Source organism: Pedobacter sp. CAN_A7 (assembly GCF_015752175.1).
GTDB lineage: Bacteria > Bacteroidota > Bacteroidia > Sphingobacteriales > Sphingobacteriaceae > Pedobacter.
In genome coordinates this window covers 195,515-221,633 of record NZ_JADOUW010000002.1, presented here as the reverse complement: position 1 = coordinate 221,633, position 26,119 = coordinate 195,515, and the positions used below count along the sequence as shown (strand labels likewise).

The following is a 26,119-nucleotide window of genomic DNA, read 5'->3' as shown; positions in this document are numbered from 1 at the left end:
AAAAACACATTTGAATCCATGATGAAAGATAAAGAAAATACGAAGCCCAAACTGATTAAAAGAATACCGAATATTCCTAAAAAACCACAGAAAGGAAATAAGTTTAACATCTTTTGGGTTTACGCTGCTATTATTCTAGGATTGATCTTACTTCAATTTCTATTTAATGCAGACACCAGCAAGCCTGTTCCTTACAAAACGTTTGAGGCACAGATGCTGCTTAAAGGTGATGTGGAAAAGATTATTGCTTATAAATATGAGGATCTTGTTCGTGCCGATGTTTTTATTAAAAAAGATCGCATTAAGGATCCCAAATATGATGCATACCGAGCTAAAAGCAATTTTGGTGCAGCAGAAGGCCCTACCGTTTACTTTACGGCAGGATCAATGGACGGACTGGATACACAGCTAAAAGAATCGCAGAAAGATCTGCCTGAAAATGCACGTGTTTTAGCCGTTAAAGAAACCAGACAAAGCACTTTTAATTCCTGGTTCTTTACCATTATTGTACCGATATTATTGTTTGCAGGTTTCTGGATATTCATTATGCGCCGTATGGGCGGTGGTGCCGGAGGCGGTGGCGGACAGATATTCAATATTGGAAAATCTAAAGCAACCTTGTTCGACAAGGAAAGCCAGGTTAACGTCACTTTTAACGACGTTGCCGGACTGGAAGAAGCGAAACAGGAGGTGATGGAAATCGTCGATTTTCTTAAAAATCCTAAAAAATACACTAACCTGGGTGGTAAAATCCCTAAGGGAGCACTTTTGGTAGGTTCGCCTGGTACAGGTAAAACCTTATTAGCAAAAGCTGTTGCAGGAGAAGCTCAAGTTCCGTTTTTCTCGCTATCAGGTTCCGATTTCGTTGAAATGTTTGTCGGCGTTGGTGCTTCCCGTGTTCGTGATTTGTTTAAACAGGCGAAAGATAAAGCACCATGTATCATCTTTATTGATGAGGTGGATGCTATTGGTCGTGCCCGTGGAAAAAACAGCATGATGGGTGGTAACGATGAAAGAGAAAACACCTTAAATCAGCTATTGGTAGAAATGGATGGTTTTGGTACCGATTCTGGTATCATTATCCTTGCTGCAACTAACCGTCCTGATGTATTGGACTCAGCCTTATTAAGACCCGGCAGGTTTGACCGCCAGATCTCAATCGACAAACCAGATTTAGTTGGCCGTGAGCAGATATTCAAAGTTCACTTAAAACCTATTAAAACAGATGAAGTAGTTGATGCAAAGAAACTGTCTGCACAAACACCAGGTTTTGCCGGTGCTGAAATTGCAAACGTTTGTAATGAAGCCGCTTTAATTGCAGCCAGACGCAACAAAAACTTTGTTGATATGCAGGATTTCCAGGATGCCATTGACCGTGTGATTGGTGGTTTAGAGAAGAAAAACAAAATCATCTCTCCTGAAGAAAAGAAAATTGTTGCTTACCATGAAGCTGGTCACGCTATTGCTGGCTGGTTCCTGGAACATGCAGACCCATTGGTTAAAGTATCTATTGTTCCACGTGGTGTTGCTGCATTAGGTTATGCGCAGTATTTACCAAAAGAGCAGTTTTTATACACCACAGAGCAATTAACTGATGGCATGTGTATGACCCTTGGTGGTCGTGTTGCAGAAGAGATTGTATTCGGTAAAATATCTACAGGTGCTCAGAATGACCTGGAACGTATTACTAAATTATCTTATGCCATGGTTACTGTTTATGGGATGAATGCTGTAGTGGGTAACGTTTCCTTCCATGATCCGCAAAATGAATATAACTTCAGTAAACCTTATTCTGATAAAACTGCTGAAATCATTGACCAGGAGGTTCGTAAAATCATTGCTGATGCTTACCAGAGGACCAAAGACCTGTTAACGGTTAACCGTGAAGGTTTAGAGAAACTGGCTAAAAAGCTAATTGAGAAAGAGATTTTGTTCCAGGCCGATCTTGAAGAGATTTTAGGAAAACGCCCGTTTGAACACCGCACCACTTATGACGAGTTTGTAAATGGTACCGGCGATCAGGCACCTGCTGCTGAAGGTTTGTTACATGATGGCATAGAGGAAACAGCAGATCCTGCACCAGTAAATTCTACACCAGACATTAAATAATTAAATAGAGGCTAAGCTGCCGCCTAAATGGCGGCAGCATATCTTATTCCTATGCAAGAAAACATATCTTCAAAAGAGCTGATGCTGAAGAAGATCAGGAAAGCCCTCCTCGAAAAAAGAGATCATCCTCATCCTAATTTAGAAGAAACGCCCTTATACAAAAAAGAGGACGAGATTCTGGAAATACAATTTGCCGAACAACTAAGTGCTGTTTCCGGCAATTTTATTTTTTGTGAAAGCGGGATGGATTTCATCGAAAATATGCTTGAACTTGCAGATCGGTTTAAATGGAGAAAAATCTACTGCTGGGAACCTGAATTACAAGGTTTGCTAGAGCAATATGAATTTCCCTTTTACAAGACCGATAAGGACTTTGAAATGGCCGAGGCTGGAATAACGCTATGCGAGGCTCTAATTGCCCGCAACGGCTCTGTAATGGTCTCTAATGAAACAGGCGCTGGCCGCAGGCTAAGCATCTATCCCCACCACCATATTGTTATTGCTAAAACCGGTCAGCTGGTTCCCGATCTTAAAGAGGCTTTCGCCTTAATCAAAAGCAAATATGGCTCCCAATTACCTTCCATGATTACCACCATTACCGGTCCCAGTCGTACGGCCGATATTGAAAAGACTTTGGTATTAGGCGCCCATGGCCCTAAAGAATTGTTCGTATTTTTGGTAGACGATTTCAGTTAATTTTTGAACTTTAATTAATTAACTGTAATTTTATACTGTATACCAAAATAGTATGTAGTACAAAATGGACAATAAAAACCCAATATACTCAGTAATTACAGGCACAGGGAGTTTTATCCCTGAAAATAAAATAGCTGGTGATGCTTTTTTAAACGCTACCTTTTATGAAAATGGACTACTTCTGGATAAGGCTATCGCTGAAATTATCACGAAGTTTGCCGAAATCACTGAAATCAACGAAAGAAGATACGTAGACCCTTTACAGGTAAACAGTACCATTGGCACCATCGCTGCACAACGTGCCATTGAGAATGCAGGTATTGATAAAGAAACGCTTGACCATATTATCTTTTGCCATAATTTTGGTGATGTAAAAGAAGGCACCAATCGCATGGACATGTTGCCTGCGCTCGCGGCAAAAGTAAAACAGACCCTTGGTATTCAAAATCCAGACTGTGTGGCTTATGATGTTATTTTTGGTTGTCCAGGTTGGCTACAAGGCGTTATACAGGCAGATTACCTTATTAAGAGTGGTGATGCAAAGCTGGTATTGGTGATTGGTTCTGAAACGTTAAGTAGAATCATTGATCCACATGACCGCGACAGCATGATTTTCTCAGATGGTGCAGGCGCTGTGATCTTCGAAGGAAAACAATCAGAAACACCTATCGGTATTCTTGCTCATAAAACACAAACCTTTGCTGCTGATTATGGATCACTGCTGGTGATGGGGAAAAGTAATAACCCAGCGGCTTGCCAGGAGAATGCCTACTTAAAAATGAACGGCAGGAAGCTATATGAATTTGCGGTGATTAATGTCCCTCAAGTCGTTAAAAAAGCGATTGACAAGGCTGGGATCAGCATAGAAGACATTAAAACAGTATTTATACACCAGGCAAACGGCAAAATGGATCATGCCATTATGAAACGCCTGTTTAAATTATACAACCTTGATAAGGTTCCTGAGAACCTGGTTCCCATGACCATATCCTGGTTAGGAAACAGCTCTGTGGCTACCATCCCTACTTTATTGGATCTGGTTCGCCAGGGTGCTGTAGACGGTTATAAAATTGAAGAAGGCCAATATGCTGTATTTGCTTCCGTAGGCGCTGGCATGCACATTAATGCCTTTGTGTACCGCTTTTAAGACTTGAATGAAGTACATAAAAATATAGCTATAAAAAAGGCGGCTGGTGAAATCACCAGCCGCCTTTTTTATAGCTATTAAACCCTTATAATTGTTCTGCTAATTCCAACGTTAATGCTTCATCAACTAAGACTCTACCACAGTGCTCACACACAATGATTTTCTTGCGTTGACGAATATCTAACTGACGCTGAGGCGGAATCTGGTTAAAACAACCTGAACAAGAATCACGATCAATCGTAACTACGGCCAGGCCATTATTTGCATTCTTTCTCAAGCGGTGGTAAGCAACTAATAAACGCTCGTCGATAGCACCTTCAGACTTATCAGCTTTTTTGCTTAAAGTCAACTCGTCTTTTTCAGTTTCAGCAGTAATCGTTTGTAATTCCCCGTTTTTAATATCCAGGTCTTTTTTACGGGATTCCTGATCAGCTAATGCTTTCTCATAGATCTCCGTTTTTTGAGCGATTTCAAATCCATGTTCACGGATTTTCTTTTCACACACCTGAATTTCCAATGTCTGGATTTCAACCTCTTTTGTTAAAGCATCGTATTCACGATTATTTTTAACATCCTTTAGCTGAGTTTCATACTTTTTGATCAGGTTCTGAGACTCTTTGATCATGTTTTTACGCGTTACAATCGCATCTTCAATCTCGTCAAGTTCGCTTTTTAGTTTCTGAATGCGGGTTTCTAAACCAGCAACTTCGTCTTCTAAATCAGCAACTTCCATTGGCAATTCACCACGGATCTGACGTATTTTATCAATTTTAGTATGAAGGGTTTGTAATTCGTATAAAGCTTTCAGCTTTTGCTCTACAGTTTGTTCCATTAAATGAAATAATTTATGGGGTTTGTATTATGCTCCGTTAAACGGATTGCAAAGTTAGGAAATTTTTCTTGAATAATTTCAACCAACAAATTTGAGGTAAATTGTTCACTTTCAAAGTGTCCGATATCGGCAATCATCAATTTTTTGTCGGCATCAAAAAACTCGTGGTATTTAAAATCACCAGTAATAAACACATCTGCATTCGCCGCCAGCGCGTCGGGCAGTAAAAAACTACCAGATCCACCACAGACAGCTACACGCCTGATTTTTTTGGGGAGGGCCTGGGTATGCCTGATCACCTGTACATTCATCTTATCCTTTAAAAAGCTTAAAAACTCCGGGGCATCCATGCCTTGTTCAAGCCAGCCTACCATACCTGCACCTACCTGCTGCAATTTATTGTCTAAGGGATAGATATCGTAGGCCACCTCCTCATAGGGATGATTCTCTAATAAAGCGACGATGATCTTCCGCTCATCCTGAGCAAGAAATATCGTCTCCATCCTAACTTCCGGCTCCTGGTGAAGCACATTTCTTTCACCAACAAATGCATTCGTATGATCATTACCCTTAAAAGTTCCATAACCTTCGGCATTGAAGCTACATTCGCTATAATCTGAAATCTGACCGGCACCAGCATGAAAAAGGGCAGCCCTCACCTGCATGGCCTGTGCATTAGGGCAAAAAGTAACCAGTTTTTTTAACAGGTTGGCTTTAGGCCGCAAAATCCTTGGGTTCTTTAAACCCAGGCGTTTGCAAATTTCTCCACTCACCCCATTATGTACATGGTCAAGATTAGTGTGAATGGCATATAAAGCAATGTCATTCTTAATGGCTTTCATCACCACACGTTCAATGTAGTTTTTGCCGTTTAGTTTTTTAATTCCTTTAAATACAATAGGGTGGTGGGTAACAATCACATTGTATCCCAAAAAGATGGCTTCGTCTACAATATCTTCGGTACAATCCAGTGCAACCAGTACGCCGGTTACTTCCATTTCGGCCTGACCTACAATTAATCCAGCATTATCATAATCCTCCTGGTAATTTAGTGGCGCATAACTTTCCAGAAACCTCGTTAATACAGCTAATTTCATTAGGTAAAACTACATTAAATTTCCCATTTTAATCATCTGCAAACTTTCAAAAACCATGCGTTGGTTATATTCGTAAGCCAAATTTTTATAATTGATTAAATCGATAATCGTTCCAATAAAGCATAAACCGGCAGTAAAGAAATAAAGAACACCCATTCCAATCTGGTTAAGCAAAAACCTGGGTAAACCTGGCACAAAAAAACCAAGAATACAATACAGCACCATATCATCAGGATTTCTTCTTTTACTACTGTAAATCATTAAAAATCCCCTTAACTGCGCTTCACTAAATCCTGTCGTGGCTGCTTGTAAATACGAATATTCATCGGGTGTGACACCCGGCAGCATCATAAATGGTGAATTAAACATATCTCTCCTCCTTATTCTCTAATTTATTACGGCTGTTATACAACCTTTTTGTCAGTGTTCCAATGCGATAACTTAAAATGATCACGGCTGGTAGGCCAAACCAATGCTGATTCCAGCTGGATTGCAGGTCGCCATGAAACAAATGCGTAATAGACCTCCCAATTCCACAACCCGGGCACCAGTTTAAACCCATATTAGCCAGAGGGCAAAAAGTAAAATGGTCCATCCCATGTTGCGCTGCTGGTGAAGCGCCCGCTAATAATACCAATGCAATGATCCAAAGGATCAGTTCAACAGGTATTTTAAGTCGCGTCTTCATGCTTTGTTTTAATTTTAGATTGATTTCTATTTCCTTTGTTACAGGATAGCAATTCTTAAATCTTACATTTGTGTTGTGAACATCCGCGACCTGATTAACAGATATAAAACAGATGAGCGCATTGTCGCATTGGCCAAGGCCCTTAATGGTCCCAAAGGTAATAAAGTTCAACTAAAAGGTTTAGTGGGCTCTGCCGATGCTACAGTTGCTGCAGCCAGTTATTTCTTACTGCATAAACCCCAGCTTTTCATTTTGCCCGACAGGGAAGAAGCGGCCTATTTCCTCGCCGACCTGGAAAACCTCCTGGAGAAAGAAGTTTTACTCTTTCCATCCTCTTTTCGTAAAGCCTTCGATTTTACACAAATTGATACCGCTAACGTATTAGGCAGGGCAGAAGTGCTCAATGAACTCAACCACCAGGCTGAATTCGGAAAAATCGTAGTTACTTATCCTGAGGCACTTGCCGAAAAGGTTATTGACCGTGCAGTACTGGAAAAAAACACCCTGGAAATTAGCGTAAACACCAAATTAGGGATTGAATTTATCAATGAGTTCCTGATCGATTATGATTTTGAACGTACCGATTTCGTTTATGAACCCGGACAGTTTTCTATTCGCGGTGGAATCGTTGATATATTTTCTTTTTCACATGACCTGCCTTACCGCATTGAGTTTTTTGGCGACATCGTGGAAAGTATCCGGACGTTCGAAATTGAATCCCAGCTATCAGTGGAGGATGTAAAAAGCCTGATGATCATCCCTAATGTTCAATCCAAATACCTGACGGAAAATAACATCAGCTTGCTGGACTACATAGAAAAAGATACCCAGCTTTGGTTTAAAGACGTCGAATTTACGCTGGATGTGGTTAAAAGCGGTTTTAAAAAGGCCGTTGAGCTTTGGAAAGCCTTGCCTGTAAAAGAAAAACAGGAAAATCCGGACTGGATAGATCCAAAATATGGCTTTACAGATGAAAAGATGCTTGGCGATACGCTACATGATTTCTACCTGGTGGAATTTGGTAAACAGTTTTTCTACAAAACAGAAGAGGTCTTTGCTTTCGAAACCAAACCTCAGCCTTCTTTTAATAAAGACTTTAACCTACTCATTCACAACCTCAAGGAGAATGAAAAGCAGGGCCTGCATAACTTTATTTTTAGCGGCTCTTCCAAACAAACAGAACGACTCTATGCCATTCTGGACGATATTGATAAATCAGCCAAGTTTACCCCGGTACACCTCGCTTTAAGAGAAGGATTTGTTGATCCGCAGCAACATGTGGCCTTTTATACCGATCACCAAATCTTTGACCGTTTTTATAAATATAAACTTAAAAGAGGCTACCAGCGTAGCCAATCCATTACTTTAAAAGAGCTCCGTGATTTAAAACCTGGCGATTTTGTGACCCATATTGACCATGGTATCGGTAAGTATGCCGGACTAGAAAAGGTGGAAGTAAATGGAAAAACCCAGGAAATGATTAGACTGGTCTATGCTGATAACGATTTACTATATGTAAACATCAATTCCCTCAATCGTATTGCTAAATATAGCGGTAAAGACGTTGCTGCGCCCAAATTGAATAAACTGGGTACAGAAGCCTGGGAAAAGCTCAAAAAAACAACTAAAAAAAAAGTTAAAGACATTGCCCGGGACCTGATCAGGCTCTATGCCCTACGGAAATCCCAGGTCGGTACAGCATTCCTGCCCGACGGTTATATGGAAACTGAACTCGAGGCTTCCTTTATTTATGAAGATACCCCAGATCAGGAAAAAGCCACAAACGACATCAAAAAGGACATGGAAGCACCGCATCCTATGGACAGGCTTATTTGTGGGGATGTGGGTTTTGGTAAAACAGAAATCGCTATCCGTGCTGCTTTTAAAGCCGTTGCCAATGGCAAACAGGCCGCAGTATTGGTTCCAACAACCATTTTGGCTACACAACATTTTAAAACCTTTTCTCAGCGTTTAAAAGAATTCCCCGTTACGGTCGACTACATCAACCGCTTTAAAACGAATAAACAGATAAAAGAAACGCTGGCTAAACTTGCAGAAGGTAAGGTTGACATCATCATTGGTACTCACCGTTTACTCAGTAAAGATGTAAAATTCAGGGATCTAGGCATCATGATCGTAGACGAAGAGCAGAAATTCGGCGTATCCTCTAAAGAAAAATTAAAGGCTCTACGTGTCAATGTCGATACGCTTACCTTAACCGCTACGCCTATTCCGCGTACGCTGCATTTTTCGCTCATGGGCGCAAGGGACCTCAGCATTATCAATACACCACCACCTAACCGGCAGGCTGTAAATACGGAGTTGCATGTTTTCAATGATAAATTGATACAGGAATCTGTGCAGTTTGAATTGGACCGCGGCGGACAAGTGTTTTTTATCCATAACCGGGTAAATGACCTGCCACAACTGGGGGGCATGATCCAAAACCTGGTTCCTAAAGCCCGTATTGGTATTGCGCACGGACAACTTGATGGCGATGCACTTGAAGATGTGATGCTTGATTTTATTAATGGAGAAAAAGATGTATTGGTTGCCACGACCATCATTGAGGCCGGACTGGATATCCCGAACGCCAATACCATTATCATTAACCATGCACACATGTTTGGTTTAAGCGATTTACACCAGATGCGTGGCAGGGTAGGTCGATCCAATAAAAAGGCTTTTTGCTATTTGTTAAGTCCGCCATTATCAACTTTAACCTCCGAAGCCCGTAAACGCCTCAGTGCCATTGAAGAGTTTTCAGACCTTGGGAGCGGTTTTAACATCGCCATGAGAGATTTAGACATCCGGGGCAGTGGGAACCTCTTAGGCGCAGAGCAAAGTGGCTTTATCGCAGAGATAGGCTTCGACATGTACCATAAAATTCTGGATGAGGCCATACAGGAGTTGAAAGCAGATGAATTTAAAGACCTCTTTAAAGAAGAACCTCAACGGCCATTTGTCACCTTCACACAGATAGATACCGACCTGGAATTATATATTCCTGATGATTACGTCACCAACATCACTGAAAGGTATAATCTGTATACAGAGCTTTCTAAAATTGACAATGAAACTCAACTGAAAGCTTTTGAAGCATCCCTTAAAGACCGTTTTGGGCCAGTACCAAAACCCGTAAAAACCATGTTAAACGTGCTGCGCCTGCAGTGGGTGGCTAAGAGGTTGGGATTTGAAAAACTGAGCTTTAAAAAAGGTGTGGTGCGTGGTTATTTTATCCCTGATAAACAAAGTGCTTTCTTTGATTCCATCATGTTCAATAAAATATTGCACTTTGCACAGATGCATCCCCGTCTATGCAATTTAAAGGAGGTTAAAAACTCACTTAGAATTGCTTTCGAGAATTTAAATACGGTAGATGAAGCAGTAGAAATGCTCAATATGGTGGCACAATAAACTAATCACAGCAACAATGAACCCACAACTTCTGCAAGACCTGGTCAGTATGCGCATGCCATATGGAAAACATAAGGGCTGGATCCTTTGTGATCTGCCCGAACCTTACCTGGTTTGGTACCACAGCAAAGGCTTCCCAACTGGGAAATTAGGCGATTTGCTAGGTACTTTATACGAAATCAAACTCAACGGATTAGAATACTTGTTGAAACCCCTTAGAAACGCCAGATAAGCGCTTATTTCAATAATAAATACAAATAGGCAAATACAATCGGCGCACCAATTAAAAGTCCGTCAAAACGATCTAATAGCCCCCCGTGTCCAGGTAACAAAGTTCCGGAGTCTTTTACATTTAAACTACGTTTTAACATAGACTCCACTAAATCACCCAGGGTACCAAAAGATACCACTAATACTGCCATACCCATTAAAACAGGGGCAGAGAGTTCAGTGAACAACAAAGAGATAAGATAAGCCACCAGTACACTGGTAAATACCCCACCAAAAAAGCCTTCCCATGATTTTTTAGGTGAATGTCTTTCAAACAACTTGGTTTTACCTAGTTTCCTTCCAAACAGATAAGCACCTGTATCACTTGCCCATAACATCAATAAAAAAGAAAGGGGTAAATGAAAATTAAATCCCTGGTCTGAAAAGGCAAACCCTAAAGCGTAGAAAAAGCAAAAGGGGAGGGTCACGTAAATTAAACCCACAAAAGTATAGGCGATGCTGGTAAACGGACTTTCCTGATGCTGGTAAAGGGTGACTAAAAACACACAAAACAACAGGGGAATCAGCAGCACGAAATACCGACTGTCCAGGTTCCAGAAATAGCTGCTTGCCGTTATTAAAAACACGGCTGCACTAATGGCTAACCCAATACCCACATGTGCCTTTATTCCTGCGGTATTCACCAGGGTATAAAATTCACGAAGGGCCAGCAAACTCAGTAATAAATAGAAAAAAGTAAAGGCATATGGCCCTAAAAACACAGATCCCAGCATAACCAGGGTAAAAAAGAACGCGGTAATGGCTCTTGTCTTCATTATAATTCGTTTTCCTTAATGAACGCAGTCGCCTTGTCTTCATCATCTGGTCTAACCAGTACGGTTAGCACGCCAAATGTGCGGTAAGAAGAATCCTGTTGGTTAAGTACTACTGCAGGGACATCGTTTTCTACCAGGGCTTGTTTAATAATTTCGGCTGTAATTGCATTTTCTGTGGTGTATACCTTAACCCAGTTGTTTTCCATAATTCGCTTTGTTTTTAAAATAAATAAGTAAATAAACCCCCGCCAGTAAACTAATTACATAGCCATACCATGGGGTATTTAAGGTAGACTCCGCTTGATTTAAAGGCAGGTTATTGGCTTGCAGGTACCAGGCTATACACACCGCATAGGCGTTATTTATAAAATGAGCCAAAATCGCATACCACAAACTTCCCGTCCACAGGTAAAGATAACCAAATAAGGCGCCTAATAATAAACGGGGTAAAAACCCGTAGAACTGCAGGTGTATGGCACTAAATATAAATGCCGCCAGCCAGATGGCGACATGAGGATTATCAAACATCCGCTTAAAAGCACGTTGAACACCTCCCCTGAACATTAATTCTTCTGCGAAAGCAGGAACCAGGGCAATGGTTAATAAATTAAAAAAGAAATCGCCTATGCCATTAATTTTTAGAAATATATAAGTCATACGCATAGCTTCCGCTTCTTTTGCCTTCATCCAAAGCTCTACAGGCTTTAAAAACTCCGGAAAATGCATTTGCTGGTTCCATATGGCTGTCCATTCCGTAAAAGGCATGGTAACCACCATAATTAAAAATACAAGTCCTAACAGGGGTAGGGTAGGCCTGTTAAATTCATAAAATTCAGATATTTTCTTTCTTTCCGTTAACGCTAAAAATAATGGTGGTGCTAAAAATAAGCCTATAGAAGAAAGAATCTGGAATACTTTTAAGCCATTTAGGTATTTTCCGTCGCCCGCTGTCAATGCACTCATATCCATTAACACACCCTCCCCATACAGGAAATAAAGGACGATAAACCCAATGATGGAACAGATTAATATTCCAGCCAAGGCATATCCGCAAAGCATAAGTAATTGTAAATAAGCACTATTTTCATGCTTTTCTTGGTATGGGAAATTCATTATTCGTATTATTTGTACCTTTGTACTTTAAATTTTGGTTTGAAGATAGAAAAATGTCTGTAAAGATAGGAAATATAGATTTGGGAGACTTCCCATTATTGCTTGCACCCATGGAAGATGTAAGCGATCCGCCGTTTCGTTTTGTATGTAAACAAAGCGGGGTTGACATGATGTATACTGAATTTATATCCTCTGAAGGGTTGATTCGGGATGCCGCAAAAAGTCGTCAGAAACTTGATATTTTTGAGTATGAAAGACCCATTGGTATACAGATTTTCGGGAGCGAAATTCCGCATATGCGCGAAGCCACCGAAATAGCTTCCCTGGCTAACCCAGATCTCATCGATATTAATTATGGTTGCCCAGTAAAAAACGTAGCTTGCAGGGGTGCAGGTGCCAGTCTGTTACAGGACATTGATAAAATGGTAAAAATGACAGAGGCGGTTGTTCGCGCTACTCACTTACCGGTAACTGTTAAGACACGTTTAGGTTGGGATGACCATACTAAAAACGTTGATGAAGTGGCAGAACGACTGCAGGACATCGGTATTCAAGCCTTAACCATCCATGGCCGTACACGTGCACAGATGTATAAAGGACAGGCCGACTGGAGCATGATCCGCGACATCAAAAGAAACCCCAGAATCAAGATCCCTATTTTCGGTAATGGCGACATTGATAGTCCACAAAAAGCTGCGGATTGGCGATTAGAGTACGAAGTAGACGGAATTATGATTGGCAGAGCAGCCATTGGTTACCCATGGATATTCAGGGAAATAAAATATTTCTTTGAAACCGGAAAAATTCTTGCAGGTCCGACTGTAGAAGAACGTGTGAATGTTTGTAGGACACATTTTGAAAAATCCTTAGCCTGGAAAGGCCCTAGGGTAGGTATTTTTGAAATGAGACGCCATTATGCTAATTATTTTAAGGGTTTACCTGACTTTAAAGGTTACAGAATGCAGCTCGTAAAAGAAGAAAATATACAGTTGATTCACGAAATACTTGACGAAGTGTCAGACAAATACCAGCATATCGAAATACAATCTGAAATGGCTTGATTTTTGAAATCTTCCAGCTAAATTATCAAATATGGTCACCGCAACTTCCCAGGACGTAAAAATTTCCGTAGAAACCATCTATCAGGATGATTATTCAAATCCTGCAAACGATCAATTTATGTTTGCTTATCGCATTGAAATAGAGAACCTTTCTGATTATACCATACAGTTGAAACGACGTAAATGGTTTATTTTTGATGCCAATGGACACAACAGGGTTGTAGAGGGCGAAGGTGTAATCGGTTTGCAACCCATCATTGAGCCCGGTAACAGCCATGCTTATGTATCCGGTTGCCAGTTGGGATCTGAAATTGGCAGTATGAAAGGTCATTACTACATGTCAAGAGTATTAGTTGATGCTGAATTTACTGTAGATATCCCAGAATTTCAGTTAATCGTTCCCTACAAATTAAATTAGATTACCTTCCTCTGCCAAATAACATCGACGTATAGTAGATCAGGTTAGCTAAAGCACCTATTGCAGCAATTACATAAGTCATAGCAGCCCACCATAGGGCGTCTTGTGCCTGCCTGTTTTCTTCTTTGGTATACATCACCTCACTATTGGTTCTTAACCACAACAGTGCTCTTTTACTAGCATCAAATTCCACCGGAAGTGTAACCAGGCTAAATATCGTAACCAGTAGTAATCCTATAACACCCAAGCTTAAAATAAAAGGATTTCCGGTAAAACTCAATAACAGTCCGAAGATCAATACCCATTGTAATAGGTTAGAAGAAATGCTTACTACAGGCACCATATTAGACCTGAGCTGCAACCAATGATATGATCTGGAATGTTGTACCGCATGACCGCATTCATGAGCAGCTACAGCAGCCGCAGCTACACTTCGGCCATGGTATACGTCGGTACTTAAATTAACTGTTTTGTTGGCTGGATTATAATGGTCAGACAGTTGCCCTTCTGAACTCATAATCTCTACATCGTAAATACCATAATCAGCAAGCATCTTTTCTGCTACTTCTTTTCCAGATAATCCGGAACTTAACTGTGTTTCGGCATACTTCGAAAACTTGTTCCTAAAACTCCACTGCACCACCATGCTAATCACTAACATGATAATCATCGCTATCAAGTACGTTTCCATCGTTTAAAAGGTATGTTTTTCATGGACGGATAAACAAAAAGTGTTCCTTAATTAATTATCTAACAAAATTTTACATAGAATTACCTCGTTAGAACAATGTTATTTAATAACGACTAACATAATTTTTAAACAACATAAGCTGAGTAGGGTATAACCTACACTGTTTTACTAAATTATTTGTTATTTAATTTATTAATCATCATTTTTGATAAAAATATTAGCAATGGAATTAATCGTTATCTTACTTCTGCTCATTATTGTGGCTGTATTGCTTGTTTTCTTTATCAAAAAACAAGTTGCATCACCCACAGCCCATTTACTGGAACTGAAAGAACAGGAGCATCAAAAAGCTTTAAACTGGTTAAGGGAAGAAAAGACTAAGCTGGAGGATGAGTTAATTGATCTCCGGGCACAATTCCTGAATGAAAGAAGCAAATTGATCAAAGCTGAAGAAAACCTGCGTGCACAGGTAGATAAACAAATCGAACAAACCCATTTTATCAATACCCTGCAGCAAAAATCCAAGCTCGAATTCGAACATATTGCCAATAAATTGCTCGAAGAAAAAAGTATAAAATTCACGGCTCAAAACCAGCTTAATATCCATAATATCCTTCATCCGCTGAAGGAAAATATCAAAGCTTTTGAAGAAAAGGTCGATAAAGTGTACAAAGCAGAATCAGACGACCGACATACTTTACAGGGTGTAATATCTCAGCTCATGTTGCAAAGTAAACAAATTCAAGAGGAAGCCGGTAACCTGACCAGAGCGCTGAAAGGCGACAGTAAAAAGCAGGGTAACTGGGGTGAGGTAATCCTGGAGCGGGTGCTGGAAAGATCAGGACTCGTTAAAGACCAGGAGTACCGTACGCAGGCTTCTTTTACCGCTGCTGATGGTCTTCGTTTACAACCCGATGTAATTATCGACCTGCCTGATGATAAACACCTAGTGATCGATGCCAAGGTTTCCCTGGTGGCTTATGAACGCCTGGTTTGTGCGGAAACCGATGAAGAACGCGAGGTTTGCATTAAACAGCATATTTTAAGTATCAAAGCACACATACAAGGCCTTTCTGGTAAAAATTACCATGACCTTTACCAGATTAACTCGCCAGATTTCGTCTTGCTTTTCATTCCAATCGAGTCTTCCTTTGCCCTGGCAGTGCAGCATGATGCAGATTTGTTTAATTATGCCTGGGACCGTAAAGTCGTCATCGTCAGCCCCTCTACATTGCTGGCTACCTTACGCACCATTGCCAGTTTATGGAAACAGGAACGCCAGAACCGCAACGTTTTAGAAATTGCCCGTCTCAGCGGAAGTATGTACGATAAGTTTGTAGGCTTTCTAAGCGATATGGAGAGCATAGGACGCAACATCAGGCAGAGCCAGGATGCTTACGATAAAGCCATGAATAAACTCGCTACAGGAGCTGGAAATCTGTCCAACACTTCTGAGAAAATAAAAAAGCTGGGTGCAAAAACCAATAAGAAGATTGACCGCAAGTTTTTAGACCCAGCTTTATTTGAAGAAGATTAATTATAATTTAAAAGCATTCCATCCCTGTGCTTTCAATTCATGAACCACATTTGATTTGGAAATCATTTTAGCACCAGAAGCTTTATCCGTCATGTGACCAATCACTGTGACGTCAACATCATGTTTCAGTTTTTCGTAATCGGCTTGTTTGATCGTGAAAAGTAATTCATAATCTTCACCACCATTTAACGCACAAACCGTTGGATCCAGACCTAATTCTCTGGCCGTTTCATAGGTCATCGGGTCAATTGGCAATTTGTCTTCATAAATAGTGCAACCCACTTCACTTTGGGTGCAGATATGGATAATTTCTGAGGCCAATCCATCTGAAACATCAATCATCGATGTCGGAATAATTTCCAACTGACTCAACAAACTCACGATGTCTTTACGGCCTTCAGGTTTAAGCTGTCTTTCAATAATATAGTCCTTTCCTTCCAGATCTGGCTGTATATTAGGGTTTTCCAGGAATATTAATTTTTCTCTTTCTAAAATTTGTAAGCCTACATAAGCACCCCCTAAATCACCGGAAACACATAATAAATCACCTTCCTGTGCACCGCTGCGGTATACTACTTCGTTTTTCTCTGCATAACCAATGCTGGTGATGCTGATCACCAGACCTTGTTTACTCGAAGAGGTGTCGCCACCAATTAAATCAATGTTAAATTTGTTACAGGCAAGTTCAATGCCTTTATACAATTCCTCCACGGCCTCCAATGGAAATTTACTCGACAAACCGATCGACACCGTAATTTGCGTCGCCATGCCGTTCATCGCATAAATGTCACTCAGGTTTACCTGCACGGCTTTATATCCCAAGTGCATCAATGGCATATAAGCCAGATCAAAATGTATACCTTCCAATAGCAAATCGGTAGAAACCAATACCTGCTTTTGCTCAAAATTAAGCACTGCAGCATCATCCCCAATTCCCTTCACACTACTCTCGTGGTTAATTTTAAAATTGGAAGTCAGGTGTTTTATCAGGCCAAACTCGCCAAGCAGCGCTAAATCTGTACGCTCTTTATTTTCAAACATGATCGTTTTTTAAATTCAATATAATTTTTTTATCACCTGACCTTACAAACCCAGGCGTGCAGAAATCTCCAGCATGCGTTCAATTGGTTTACGTGCTTCAGCGATGATATGTTGCGGAACAGTTACTTCTGGTAAGCCATTTTTTAAACACAGGTATAGTTTTTCCAGCGTGTTTCTTTTCATGTACGGACAGTCATTACAAGCACAATTATTGTTCGGTGGTGCAGGTATAAACGTCTTGCCGGGATTCGCTTTTTCCATCTGGTGGATGATACCGCTTTCCGTAGCCACAATAAATTCCTGCGCCTCATTGTTCGACGTATATTTTAATAATCCAGTGGTCGATCCTATGTAATCTGCCATCTGCAAAACTGCCTCCTCACACTCTGGGTGGGCAATGAATTTCGCCTGGGGGTGACGCTCTTTCAAACGGGTAATTTTCTCCCTCGAAAAAATTTCATGCACCATACAGGCACCATTCCACAACACCAAATCCCGGCCTGTTTTTTTAGCTACCCAGGCCCCTAAATTCTTATCCGGACCAAATATAATTTTCTGCTCTTTTGGCAGACTTTCTACAATCTGAACCGCATTGGTTGAGGTGCACACAATGTCACTCATCGCCTTTAATTCTGCTGTGCAATTCACGTAAGTGATCACCAGGTGGTCTGGGTATTTCGCTTTGAATTGTTTGAACAAATGTGGCGGACAACTATCGGCCAAAGAGCAGCCTGCTTTCAAATCTGGCAGTAAAACCGTTTTCTCCGGCGACAAAATCTTCGCTGTTTCGGCCATAAAGTGCACACCAGCAAAGACTATCACTTTTGCTTCCGTTTTTGCTGCTTCTTGCGACAATCCTAAACTATCGCCAATATAATCCGCTATATCCTGAATATCAGGCTCTTGGTAGTAATGAGCCAGAATGATCGCATTTTTCTCTTTTTTTAATTTTTCAATTTCCTCAAAAAGGTCGAGAGTCGGGTCGATGTGTTCCTCTACAAATCCTTTGCTTTTTATTTCCTCTAAGGTATCCATTTTCAACGCTTCAATAATTAATAATTATTTAATATAAGTAGAGTTTCTATTGTTTATTAGTGTGTTAGTAATGTTAATAAATACATTTTTTTTATGCTAAGAATTGACTTTTTCTATAGTTATCAACAATTAAATTGATTTTTTATTTTAAAAATTGGCTGATTAACAATTACATCTGGTTCCTGCTAAATAGTTATCCATACTTAGATGTGTATTTTTTGTATGGTGGTAAAAAGTTAATAACCCTTACAAAGTTGCTCAAAAATAACTGAAAATATTGTGTCAAAATCCCTTTTTACCTTAGCTTTAAACATTCATAAAAATTTGTTCTATTTATTTAGACAAGAAACTAACATATAAACAGTACTTGTTAACAAAGTACCAGATTTAGCATAAATTAATGAGAAAGGTCGATTTTTTAGTCATAGGCTCGGGTATTGCAGGTTTAAGCTTTGCATTGAAAGCTGCGCAGCACGGTAAAGTTTTAATCATTACCAAGTCCAACGAGGACGAATCTAATACCAAATATGCCCAGGGCGGCGTAGCCGTCGTGGTGAATGAAGGCGATTCTTTTGGGAAACATATTGATGATACTTTAATTGCCGGAGATGGCCTTTGCGATCCAAAAATAGTGGAAATCGTTGTTACTGAGGGTCCTCAACGTATACAAGAAATTATCGATTATGGTATACAGTTCGATAAAGATAAACAAGGGGTATATGATTTAGCTAAAGAGGGTGGCCATTCTGAACACCGTGTATTACACTATAAGGACATCACAGGATACGAAATTGAGAGCGTTTTACTTCGTCAGATTCATGCCAATCCTAACATAGAGATATTAACACATTACTTCTGCTTAGAGCTAATTACCCAACATCACCTTGGTGAGTTTGTTGACAAACGGACAGAAGTTATTAACTGTTTCGGTGTATACGCCTTTAATACAGAGCTTAACGATGTGGAAAAGATATTGGCTAGTGTGACTATCATGGCTTCTGGAGGCGCTGGACACATCTATTCAAGCACCACAAATCCGGTTATTGCCACAGGCGATGGTATGGCGATGGTGTACCGTGCGAAAGGGAAATTAAGGAATATGGAGTTTATTCAGTTCCATCCCACTGCTCTTTACCATCCCGGGGAGTACCCGGCCTTCCTGATTTCTGAAGCCGTTCGTGGTTTTGGTGGCGTGCTCCGTCGCAAAAACGGAGATGAATTTATGTATGAATATGATGCGCGCGGATCGCTTGCACCACGTGATATTGTAGCCCGCGCCATTGATGCGGAGATGAAAAAATCGGGTGAAGATTTCGTTTACCTCGATATCACGCATCGCGAAAAAGATGACATATTGGCACACTTTCCAAACATCTACGCAAAGTGTTTATCCATCGGAATCGACATGACAAAACACTTTATTCCGGTAACACCGGCAGCACATTATATGTGTGGCGGAATCCTGGTTGATGAGTACGGAAGATCGACCATAGCCAACTTGTATGCCGTTGGCGAATGCTCGGCAACTGGCCTTCATGGTGCCAACCGACTGGCCTCAAATTCGCTGTTGGAAGCCCCGGTTTTTGCGCATCGGATTTATCTTGATGCTATAGAACAATTCAAACATGTGGTGATTCCTGATCACATTCCCGAATGGGATGCACAAGGGGTTACCCAAACCAATGAAGATATTTTAGTGACGCATAACCTTCGGGAAATGCAAAAATTAATGAGCGATTATGTAGGCATTGTGCGTTCAGATTTTCGCCTGGACCGGGCTATGAGAAGGCTCTATTTATTATATGGAGAAACAGAAGAGTTTTACAAAGCCAATAAGGTATCGGTAAAACTTTGCGAACTGCGCAACGTCATCCAGGTTTCCTATATCGTGATCAAGTCGGCCATGGCCAGAAAAGAAAGTCGTGGTTTACACTTTACCACAGATTATCCCAAACACGCGGATACTTTAGTAGATACAATAGTATAAATATATAAAATCAGAATATTATGGCGGTGATCTTACCGGTTAAAGGTAAAACTCCAGATTGGGGAGGAAATTGTTTTATTGCTCCGAACGCAACGATAGTAGGGGAGGTAACCATGGGGAACAATTGTTCTGTATGGTTTAATGCGGTCATTAGAGGCGATGTAAATGCCATTACGATTGGAAACGACACCAATATCCAGGACGGTGCAGTGATTCATGCTACCTACCTTAAAGCGTCGACTACCATTGGTAATCGTGTCTCTGTAGGGCATAATGCCATTGTGCATGGTTGTATAGTTAAAGACCACGTTTTAATTGGTATGGGTGCCATTGTAATGGATCATGCGGTGGTTGAAGAGTACTGCATTATTGCTGCAGGTGCCGTGGTTTTAGAAAATACCATCTGCGAAAGTGGCTATATTTATGGGGGTACACCCGCTAAAAAACTAAAGCCCATTACTGAACAGCAACGGGCTTTATTAAATAAACTTCCGGATAATTATATTATGTATTCCGATTGGTTTAGGTAGAGGGTTCTTTAGGGATAGTAATGGTTTCATTTCTATCCCAATTTGCTTTTATGCTTAGTTCTTTGGGTTCATTATACACTTTTTCCGGTTGTCGTCCTTCAGCTACACTTCCAGTATCCCATTTGCCATTCTTATTGGTATCGTAAACAATTCTTACAAAATACTTTCCTGCACGGTAATTTGTGAAACGAACCGTAGTGTCTTTTTGAAAGGTACTGCTGCTAATCAGCCCGTCATTCTCATCTATTACCTGTAAAATGTATTGGTTTTTAGGTTCCGTAATGGCTACTTTAAGTTGTAAAGTACCATAATTATCCTTGCTCGACAGCTCAAACGAGCGTACAAATTCCTTATTCGGGGTATTAAAAATAGCCGTAAAAGCACCTGGCGCAAATTTGATTTCATAGCTTCTTTTCGCAATCCATGGGTAACGAATCTGGTAAGAAAGAAAATCGCTGGTATCCTTCTCTATGATCAGGCCAGTCCTCACCACCGAATCTTCCGTTAACACAATTTTGCTCGCATCCATTTTTTCTATTGGGAAATTAAAGGTCAGCTTAAGCGGCTTATTAGGGTTAAGCAGGTTACCTTCCAGGTTATCGGTTAGATTGATATTTCTGGTATAAGTTTCCTTTTTACCACGTGAAAATTTTATGGTATCTAAAGCCTTTTGTTCATCATATATAGCCACTTTAGTCGAGTCAAAACTTAGGTCTTTTAACCATAACCGTAAACTGTCGTTCCTGGAATTAAATTTAACCAACTTGTTTTCGTCTAGTCCAGCGGGTTCAATTATCCTAATGGAAGGTTTTTTAAGTTGCTGGTTTACGGCAACAGAAATGCTTCCATCGGAATTTAATTTACGCTCGGTAACCCTGAAAATCGTCGCATCTTCTTTAAACACTTTCAGATTCACGTCTTTTTTGTCTCCATCCAGCACCACCGAATCTCTTAAAAAGCCAACCTCATCCGTAGCTTGCTGGTAGATTTTATCACTGCTTGTTTCTTTCAGCGCATACACATTATAAGTATCCGCCCTTAAATTTTTAAGCTGGTAATTTCCGCTGCTGTCGGTAGTCGTATAAATAGATGCTTTCTTTTTTCCCCATACTGTATCCCGCGCTATAGGAAAAATCATCACCACGGCTTCAATCTCTGGTGCCCCAGTCATGGCGTTAGTCACCTGTCCACTTAAACTTAAAGAATCTAGTTGTGGTCCTGTTGCAAAAACATAGGTGAAATTTTTAATGTAGTTACCTTCATTGATGTCGGCGATCGACTTGCCAAAGTTGAGGGTATAGGTGGTATTTTTTTCCAGCGTGTCTTGAAAGGAAACTTCCAGCACTTTCTTTTTTACCTTTAACGTAGGTTGCCTTTCAAACTCCGGTGATACCGAAAATTCTTTAGCTTCATTTTCAATTTTAAAATATTCGTCAAACTCAATCTCTATTTTCTCGGCTTTAAAGTTCGTCTTAAAATTCTCCGGTCTCATTTTTAAAACCTTAGGTGCAATGCTATCCCTTGGTCCGCCAACCAGTTGTCCGGGAGTACCACAGCCTATAAAGGAAGAAATTCCTAATATTACCGATAAAAAAATGGGGATGATCTGCGCTTTGCCTTGGTTAGCCATTTTAATGCTTTATAATTGATTTTTCCTTCTTAATGTAAGTTATGTTTGCCAAATTCTAAAAGTCGCTTAAAACGCTTTAAAACAAGTCAAATATAAATGTGTATAAAAATAAGCTATGCCATTGATTATCAATGATATAGTATTTATTTACTGATATGCACCATTAAAACCGAGATATCTGATGGCGATACACCCGAAATTCGAGATGCCTGGCCTAAGGTTCTTGGTTTTATCTTCAAAAGTTTTTCCCGCGCTTCCTTAGAAAGTGAAATTAAGGTCGAATAATCAAAGTCAGGGTTAATGTCTTTGTCTTCCATCTTCTGCATTTTGTTCACGATCTCTTGTTCTTTCTGGAAATAGCTTTCGTACTTAATTTTAATCTCTGCTTGCTCTACGGTATTTTGATCAAACTGATTTAACAACGCATCTAATTTAGGACTCACTTTTCTTAAGTCTTGTATACCCACCTGTGGGCGACTCAATACACTAAACAATTTTACATTTTGAGTAAGCGCGCTGGTGCCTAAAGTATCCAGCAGGTCATTTGCCGCTGCACTATCAATTCCTTCTTTTTTGGTGAAAGCAACAATTGCATCGGAGTTCGCTACTTTCTGCTTCACCACTTCCATACGCTCCTCACTAATCAGTCCCAGCTCATGCCCAATAGGGGAGAGGCGGATGTCGGCATTATCCTGACGCAACAACAACCTGTGTTCAGCTCTCGAGGTAAACATGCGGTACGGTTCTTCCGTTCCTTTTGTCACCAGGTCATCTATTAATACACCAATATAAGACTCTGAACGCTTCATAATAAGCTCATGTTTGTCATAAACCTTCTGATGGGCATTAATTCCAGCAATAAAACCCTGACTTGCAGCTTCTTCATAACCGGTAGTTCCATTAATTTGTCCGGCAAAAAACAAATTCTGTATTTTTTTCGTCTCTAAGGTTAATGTTAATTGCGTAGGTGGGAAATAATCATATTCAATGGCATAACCTGGGCGAAACATCTTGGCATTTTCAAAACCTGGAATCTGGATCAATGCTTTATATTGTACATCCTCAGGAAGGGAAGTAGAGAATCCATTCACATAGATTTCGCAGGTGTGCATGCCTTCCGGCTCTACAAAAATCTGGTGTCTTTCTCTTTCTGCAAATCGGTTAATCTTATCTTCAATCGATGGGCAGTAACGCGGACCTAAACCTTTAATCCTGCCGGTAAACATTGGCGATTTTTCGAAACCTTCTTTTAAAGTTTCGTGTACGTTACTATTGGTATAGGTAATCCAGCAGCAGCGTTGTTCTGTAGGGCGTGCTACATCCGTGTAAGAAAAACGTCCGGGATTTTCATCACCCCATTGTTCTTCCATCAGGCTGTAATTTAAAGAACGACCATCCACGCGGGGTGGGGTACCCGTCTTCATTCGGCCAGCTTCAAATCCAAGTGCTGTCAATTGCTCGGTTAAACCTGTTGCCGCTTTTTCTCCTGTACGGCCACCACCAAATTTCTTTTCTCCAATATGGATTAATCCATTTAAGAAAGTTCCATTGGTGAGTACCACCGATTTTCCTTTAATCTCAATACCCAATGAAGTTTTTACACCTACCACGGTATTGTTGTTAATCAATAAGCTGCTCACCATCTCTTGCCAGAAATCAACATTAGGCGTGCGCTCTAAAGCCAATCGCCATTCTTCCGCAAATCTTTTGCGGTCGTTCTGTGCACGGGGGCTCCACATCGCCGGACCTTTAGATAGGTTTAGCATTCTGAATTGTAAGGTCGTCTTATCAGCAATGATTCCAGAGTATCCACCCATGGCGTCAATCTCTCTTACAATTTGTCCTTTTGCTACACCACCCATGGCAGGGTTGCAACTCATTTGTGCAATAGTCTCCATGTTCATTGTGACCAGAAGTACGCTGGACCCTAGGTTAGCTGCCGCAGCTGCAGCTTCACAACCTGCATGTCCAGCACCAACAACAATGACATCATATTCTTTAAACATGGTATTTATTTTTAATGTTCCACGTGAAACCTTGTTTGTAGTTTAGTGCTCAGGGCAACTAAGGTTTCACGTGGAACGTTTTCTTTTTTTAATCTTCAGCGGACTTGTGTCCACCTGATGTAAGCCTATATGGGCTCATATGAAGTCTGTATAAAACTAGTTTGTTTTCTCTGAAAGTTCCAGCCATCTTTCCGTTACACGGTCCAATTCCGACTGGTGTTTTTCGATCTCCTGATTTACGTCCTGCATCTTTTTATAATCATTGCTATCAATGGCCAATAGGGAAGAGGTAAGTGTAACCACCAAGGTCTCTAGTTCACCGATGCGAACTTCTGCATCATCCAGTTCCTTTTGCTCTTTGTAAGTTAATTTTTTAGTCGCAGCAGGAGCATCAGCAGATTTAACAGCTTCTGTTGTTTTAACTGGTTTGGATCCTTTATCTTTTTCCGCTTCTAAACTTAAACGGTATTCAGAATAGTTACCGTTATAAATGTTTACGATACCGTCGCCTTCCATAATAAACAATTGCTCACTCATCTTATCCAGCAAATACCTATCGTGAGAAACCAACATCAATACACCTGGGAAGTTCTCTAAAAACTCCTCCAATACATTTAAGGTATCAATATCTAAATCGTTGGTCGGCTCATCCAGGATAAGGAAATTTGGGTTCATCATTAACACTTTCATCAGGTGTAAACGTTTCTTTTCTCCACCACTTAACTTCTCTACCATCCCATGTTGTTTCTTAGGTGGGAATAAAAATAGAGTTAGCAATTGCGAAGCAGATATCGTAGAACCATCGGCCATCTTAATGTATTCTGCATCCGATTTTACAATATCGATCACCCGTTCTTTTCCGTTGAACGCTAAACCACCTTGTTTGTAATAACCATAAACGGTGGTATCGCCTGTACTCACCATACCTTTTTCTGGCTGAAGAATACCCGTAACCAGGTTTAGGAAAGTAGATTTACCGGTACCATTTTTACCCGCTAAACCAATACGGTCGCCACGTTTAAAAGTGTAACTGAAATCATTGATGATTTTTTTATCTCCAAAACTTTGACCAATATGGTCCAACTCTAAAATTTTATTTCCCTGGCGGGCCATCTTCATTTTTAAAGTAACCGTCTGGTTATCAGTTCTTTGTTTGGTTTTTTCATCTAAATCGTAGTAAGCGGTAATTCTACTCTGCGATTTAGTTCCACGGGCCTGCGGCATTCTGCGCATCCACTCCAGTTCCTTCTTTAAAAGGTTCTTGTTTTTCTGGAAAGTCGCATCATCTGAAGCTTCACGTTCTGATTTTTTCTCCAGAAAAAACGCATAGTTTCCGCTGTAGTTATAAATCTTACCGCGGTCTAATTCCACAATCGTATTACACACATTATCTAAAAAGTACCTGTCGTGTGTAACCAAAAGAATGGTCTTGTTTCCTGAAGTCAGTAATTTTTCCAGCCATTCAATTGTATCAATATCCAGGTGATTGGTCGGCTCATCCAGCACATAAATCTCCGGATCTTCGATTAACAGTTTAGCCAAAGCCAAACGTTTTTTCTGTCCACCCGATAAAGTATCGATTTTTTGCTGCAGGTGATTAATGCCCATGCGACTTAAAATCGTCTTGATTTCATGCTCATATTCCCAGGCATTATGCTCGCTTAACTCTTCATATAAACGGTTTAATGTATTCTCATCCGGGTTTGGATCTTCAATCAGTTCTTCATATTCCTTGATCAGTTGTTGTTGTTTATTCTCTAAAGAGAAAATAAAATCACTGATGCTATAACCATCAGGGAAACTTGGTTCCTGATCAAGGAAGCCAATCTTTACCGATTTATTTTTTACAATTTTACCTTCAAGGGGATTAAACCTTTCGGCAAGAAGTTTCAATAAGGTGCTCTTCCCGGCTCCATTTATACCAACAAGCGCCACGCGTTGTCCGGTTTGGATACCCAGGGTTAGGTTTTTAAATAGCCATTCATCATGATAGGCATGACCCAGGCCTTCAGCTGCAATTAGTGTGCTCAAATTATAC

At 40.4% G+C, this 26,119-nt stretch carries 23 protein-coding genes; 10 read left to right on the top strand and 13 right to left on the bottom strand.

Annotated elements, in window-relative coordinates; all coding sequences use genetic code 11:
• The first annotated feature begins 21 nt into the window (after positions 1–21).
• The 3 genes from ftsH to IWX76_RS07170 all read left to right on the top strand — a co-directional run bounded on the left by ftsH (position 22) and on the right by IWX76_RS07170 (position 3,952).
• Complete coding sequence (gene ftsH, locus IWX76_RS07180; RefSeq protein WP_196860020.1) at positions 22–2,109, top strand: ATP-dependent zinc metalloprotease FtsH; 2,088 nt, start codon at positions 22–24, stop codon at positions 2,107–2,109.
• Positions 2,110–2,160: 51 nt separating this feature from the next.
• Positions 2,161–2,805 carry a LutC/YkgG family protein gene (locus IWX76_RS07175; protein WP_196859231.1) on the top strand — a complete coding sequence of 215 codons (645 nt, stop codon included), beginning with the start codon at positions 2,161–2,163 and terminating at the stop codon, positions 2,803–2,805.
• A gap of 64 nt (positions 2,806–2,869) precedes the next feature.
• A complete protein-coding gene (locus tag IWX76_RS07170) occupies positions 2,870–3,952 on the top strand; it encodes a 3-oxoacyl-ACP synthase III family protein (RefSeq protein WP_196859230.1) in 1,083 nt (360 codons plus the stop codon).
• A gap of 85 nt (positions 3,953–4,037) precedes the next feature.
• Here the strand turns inward: IWX76_RS07170 and IWX76_RS07165 are convergent, their stop codons facing one another.
• From IWX76_RS07165 to IWX76_RS07150, 4 genes are read right to left on the bottom strand one after another with little or no spacing between them, the layout of a single operon-like run.
• Entirely contained in the window at positions 4,038–4,784 is a 747-nt protein-coding gene (locus tag IWX76_RS07165; protein WP_196859229.1) for a zinc ribbon domain-containing protein, read from the bottom strand.
• A complete protein-coding gene (locus IWX76_RS07160) occupies positions 4,784–5,881 on the bottom strand; it encodes a Nif3-like dinuclear metal center hexameric protein (protein WP_196859228.1) in 1,098 nt (365 codons plus the stop codon). Before IWX76_RS07160 ends, IWX76_RS07165 begins: the two co-directional genes overlap by 1 nt.
• 9 nt (positions 5,882–5,890) lie before the next feature.
• A complete protein-coding gene (locus IWX76_RS07155) occupies positions 5,891–6,250 on the bottom strand; it encodes a TM2 domain-containing protein (protein WP_196859227.1) in 360 nt (119 codons plus the stop codon).
• Positions 6,243–6,569, bottom strand: a complete 327-nt coding sequence (locus IWX76_RS07150) for a DUF2752 domain-containing protein (RefSeq protein WP_196859226.1) — start codon at positions 6,567–6,569, stop codon at positions 6,243–6,245. The genes IWX76_RS07155 and IWX76_RS07150 overlap by 8 nt, the downstream gene beginning before the upstream one ends.
• Positions 6,570–6,644: 75 nt before the next feature.
• Between IWX76_RS07150 and mfd the strand changes: the two genes are divergently transcribed.
• Positions 6,645–9,986 (top strand): transcription-repair coupling factor, encoded by a 3,342-nt coding sequence (gene mfd, locus IWX76_RS07145; RefSeq protein WP_196859225.1) that lies wholly within the window; start codon positions 6,645–6,647, stop codon positions 9,984–9,986.
• 16 nt (positions 9,987–10,002) lie between these two features.
• Entirely contained in the window at positions 10,003–10,218 is a 216-nt protein-coding gene (locus tag IWX76_RS07140; RefSeq protein ID WP_196859224.1) for a DUF3820 family protein, read from the top strand.
• A gap of 4 nt (positions 10,219–10,222) precedes the next feature.
• Here IWX76_RS07140 and IWX76_RS07135 read toward each other — a convergent pair whose 3' ends face one another.
• Genes IWX76_RS07135 through IWX76_RS07125 form a run of 3 tightly spaced genes read right to left on the bottom strand, consistent with a single transcriptional unit; the run spans position 10,223 to position 12,145 of the window.
• Positions 10,223–11,032 carry a phosphatidate cytidylyltransferase gene (locus tag IWX76_RS07135; protein WP_196859223.1) on the bottom strand — a complete coding sequence of 270 codons (810 nt, stop codon included), beginning with the start codon at positions 11,030–11,032 and terminating at the stop codon, positions 10,223–10,225.
• Positions 11,032–11,238, bottom strand: coding sequence for a putative signal transducing protein (locus IWX76_RS07130; protein ID WP_196859222.1), 207 nt, complete (start codon positions 11,236–11,238; stop codon positions 11,032–11,034). Before IWX76_RS07130 ends, IWX76_RS07135 begins: the two co-directional genes overlap by 1 nt.
• Positions 11,219–12,145: a CPBP family intramembrane glutamic endopeptidase gene (locus IWX76_RS07125; protein ID WP_196859221.1), complete on the bottom strand. Its 927-nt coding sequence runs from the start codon at positions 12,143–12,145 to the stop codon at positions 11,219–11,221. Before IWX76_RS07125 ends, IWX76_RS07130 begins: the two co-directional genes overlap by 20 nt.
• 53 nt (positions 12,146–12,198) lie before the next feature.
• On the opposite strand from IWX76_RS07125, the gene dusB reads away from it, so the two are divergent.
• Together dusB and apaG are read left to right on the top strand one after the other, a co-directional pair.
• A complete protein-coding gene (gene dusB / locus IWX76_RS07120) occupies positions 12,199–13,206 on the top strand; it encodes a tRNA dihydrouridine synthase DusB (RefSeq protein WP_196859220.1) in 1,008 nt (335 codons plus the stop codon).
• A 31-nt stretch (positions 13,207–13,237) separates the two neighbouring features.
• Positions 13,238–13,624 (top strand): Co2+/Mg2+ efflux protein ApaG, encoded by a 387-nt coding sequence (gene apaG, locus IWX76_RS07115; protein ID WP_196859219.1) that lies wholly within the window; start codon positions 13,238–13,240, stop codon positions 13,622–13,624.
• Position 13,625: 1 nt separating this feature from the next.
• Here the strand turns inward: apaG and IWX76_RS07110 are convergent, their stop codons facing one another.
• Positions 13,626–14,315 (bottom strand): zinc metallopeptidase, encoded by a 690-nt coding sequence (locus IWX76_RS07110; protein WP_196859218.1) that lies wholly within the window; start codon positions 14,313–14,315, stop codon positions 13,626–13,628.
• 223 nt (positions 14,316–14,538) lie between these two features.
• Between IWX76_RS07110 and IWX76_RS07105 the strand changes: the two genes are divergently transcribed.
• On the top strand, positions 14,539–15,852 hold the full coding sequence (locus IWX76_RS07105; RefSeq protein ID WP_196859217.1) for a DNA recombination protein RmuC: 1,314 nt from the start codon (positions 14,539–14,541) through the stop codon (positions 15,850–15,852).
• Here IWX76_RS07105 and thiL read toward each other — a convergent pair whose 3' ends face one another.
• A complete protein-coding gene (gene thiL / locus IWX76_RS07100; protein ID WP_196859216.1) occupies positions 15,853–16,893 on the bottom strand; it encodes a thiamine-phosphate kinase in 1,041 nt (346 codons plus the stop codon). It abuts the gene before it with no gap.
• Between the two features lie 42 nt (positions 16,894–16,935).
• Positions 16,936–17,928: a quinolinate synthase NadA gene (nadA, locus tag IWX76_RS07095; RefSeq protein ID WP_196859215.1), complete on the bottom strand. Its 993-nt coding sequence runs from the start codon at positions 17,926–17,928 to the stop codon at positions 16,936–16,938.
• A gap of 400 nt (positions 17,929–18,328) precedes the next feature.
• Here nadA and nadB point away from each other — a divergent pair, with 400 nt between their 5' ends.
• Positions 18,329–19,915: an L-aspartate oxidase gene (gene nadB, locus IWX76_RS07090; RefSeq protein WP_196859214.1), complete on the top strand. Its 1,587-nt coding sequence runs from the start codon at positions 18,329–18,331 to the stop codon at positions 19,913–19,915.
• A gap of 20 nt (positions 19,916–19,935) precedes the next feature.
• Positions 19,936–20,445 carry a gamma carbonic anhydrase family protein gene (locus IWX76_RS07085; protein ID WP_196859213.1) on the top strand — a complete coding sequence of 170 codons (510 nt, stop codon included), beginning with the start codon at positions 19,936–19,938 and terminating at the stop codon, positions 20,443–20,445.
• Here the strand turns inward: IWX76_RS07085 and IWX76_RS07080 are convergent.
• From IWX76_RS07080 to IWX76_RS07070, 3 genes are all read right to left on the bottom strand, one after another.
• On the bottom strand, positions 20,438–22,075 hold the full coding sequence (locus IWX76_RS07080; RefSeq protein WP_196859212.1) for an Ig-like domain-containing protein: 1,638 nt from the start codon (positions 22,073–22,075) through the stop codon (positions 20,438–20,440). The genes IWX76_RS07085 and IWX76_RS07080 overlap by 8 nt on opposite strands.
• A 143-nt stretch (positions 22,076–22,218) precedes the next feature.
• A complete protein-coding gene (gene mnmG, locus IWX76_RS07075; RefSeq protein ID WP_196859211.1) occupies positions 22,219–24,081 on the bottom strand; it encodes a tRNA uridine-5-carboxymethylaminomethyl(34) synthesis enzyme MnmG in 1,863 nt (620 codons plus the stop codon).
• Between the two features lie 156 nt (positions 24,082–24,237).
• The gene (locus tag IWX76_RS07070; RefSeq protein WP_196859210.1) at positions 24,238–26,112 is read right to left on the bottom strand and encodes an ABC-F family ATP-binding cassette domain-containing protein; all 1,875 of its coding nucleotides are present in this window, start codon (positions 26,110–26,112) and stop codon (positions 24,238–24,240) included.
• Positions 26,113–26,119 lie beyond the last annotated feature (7 nt).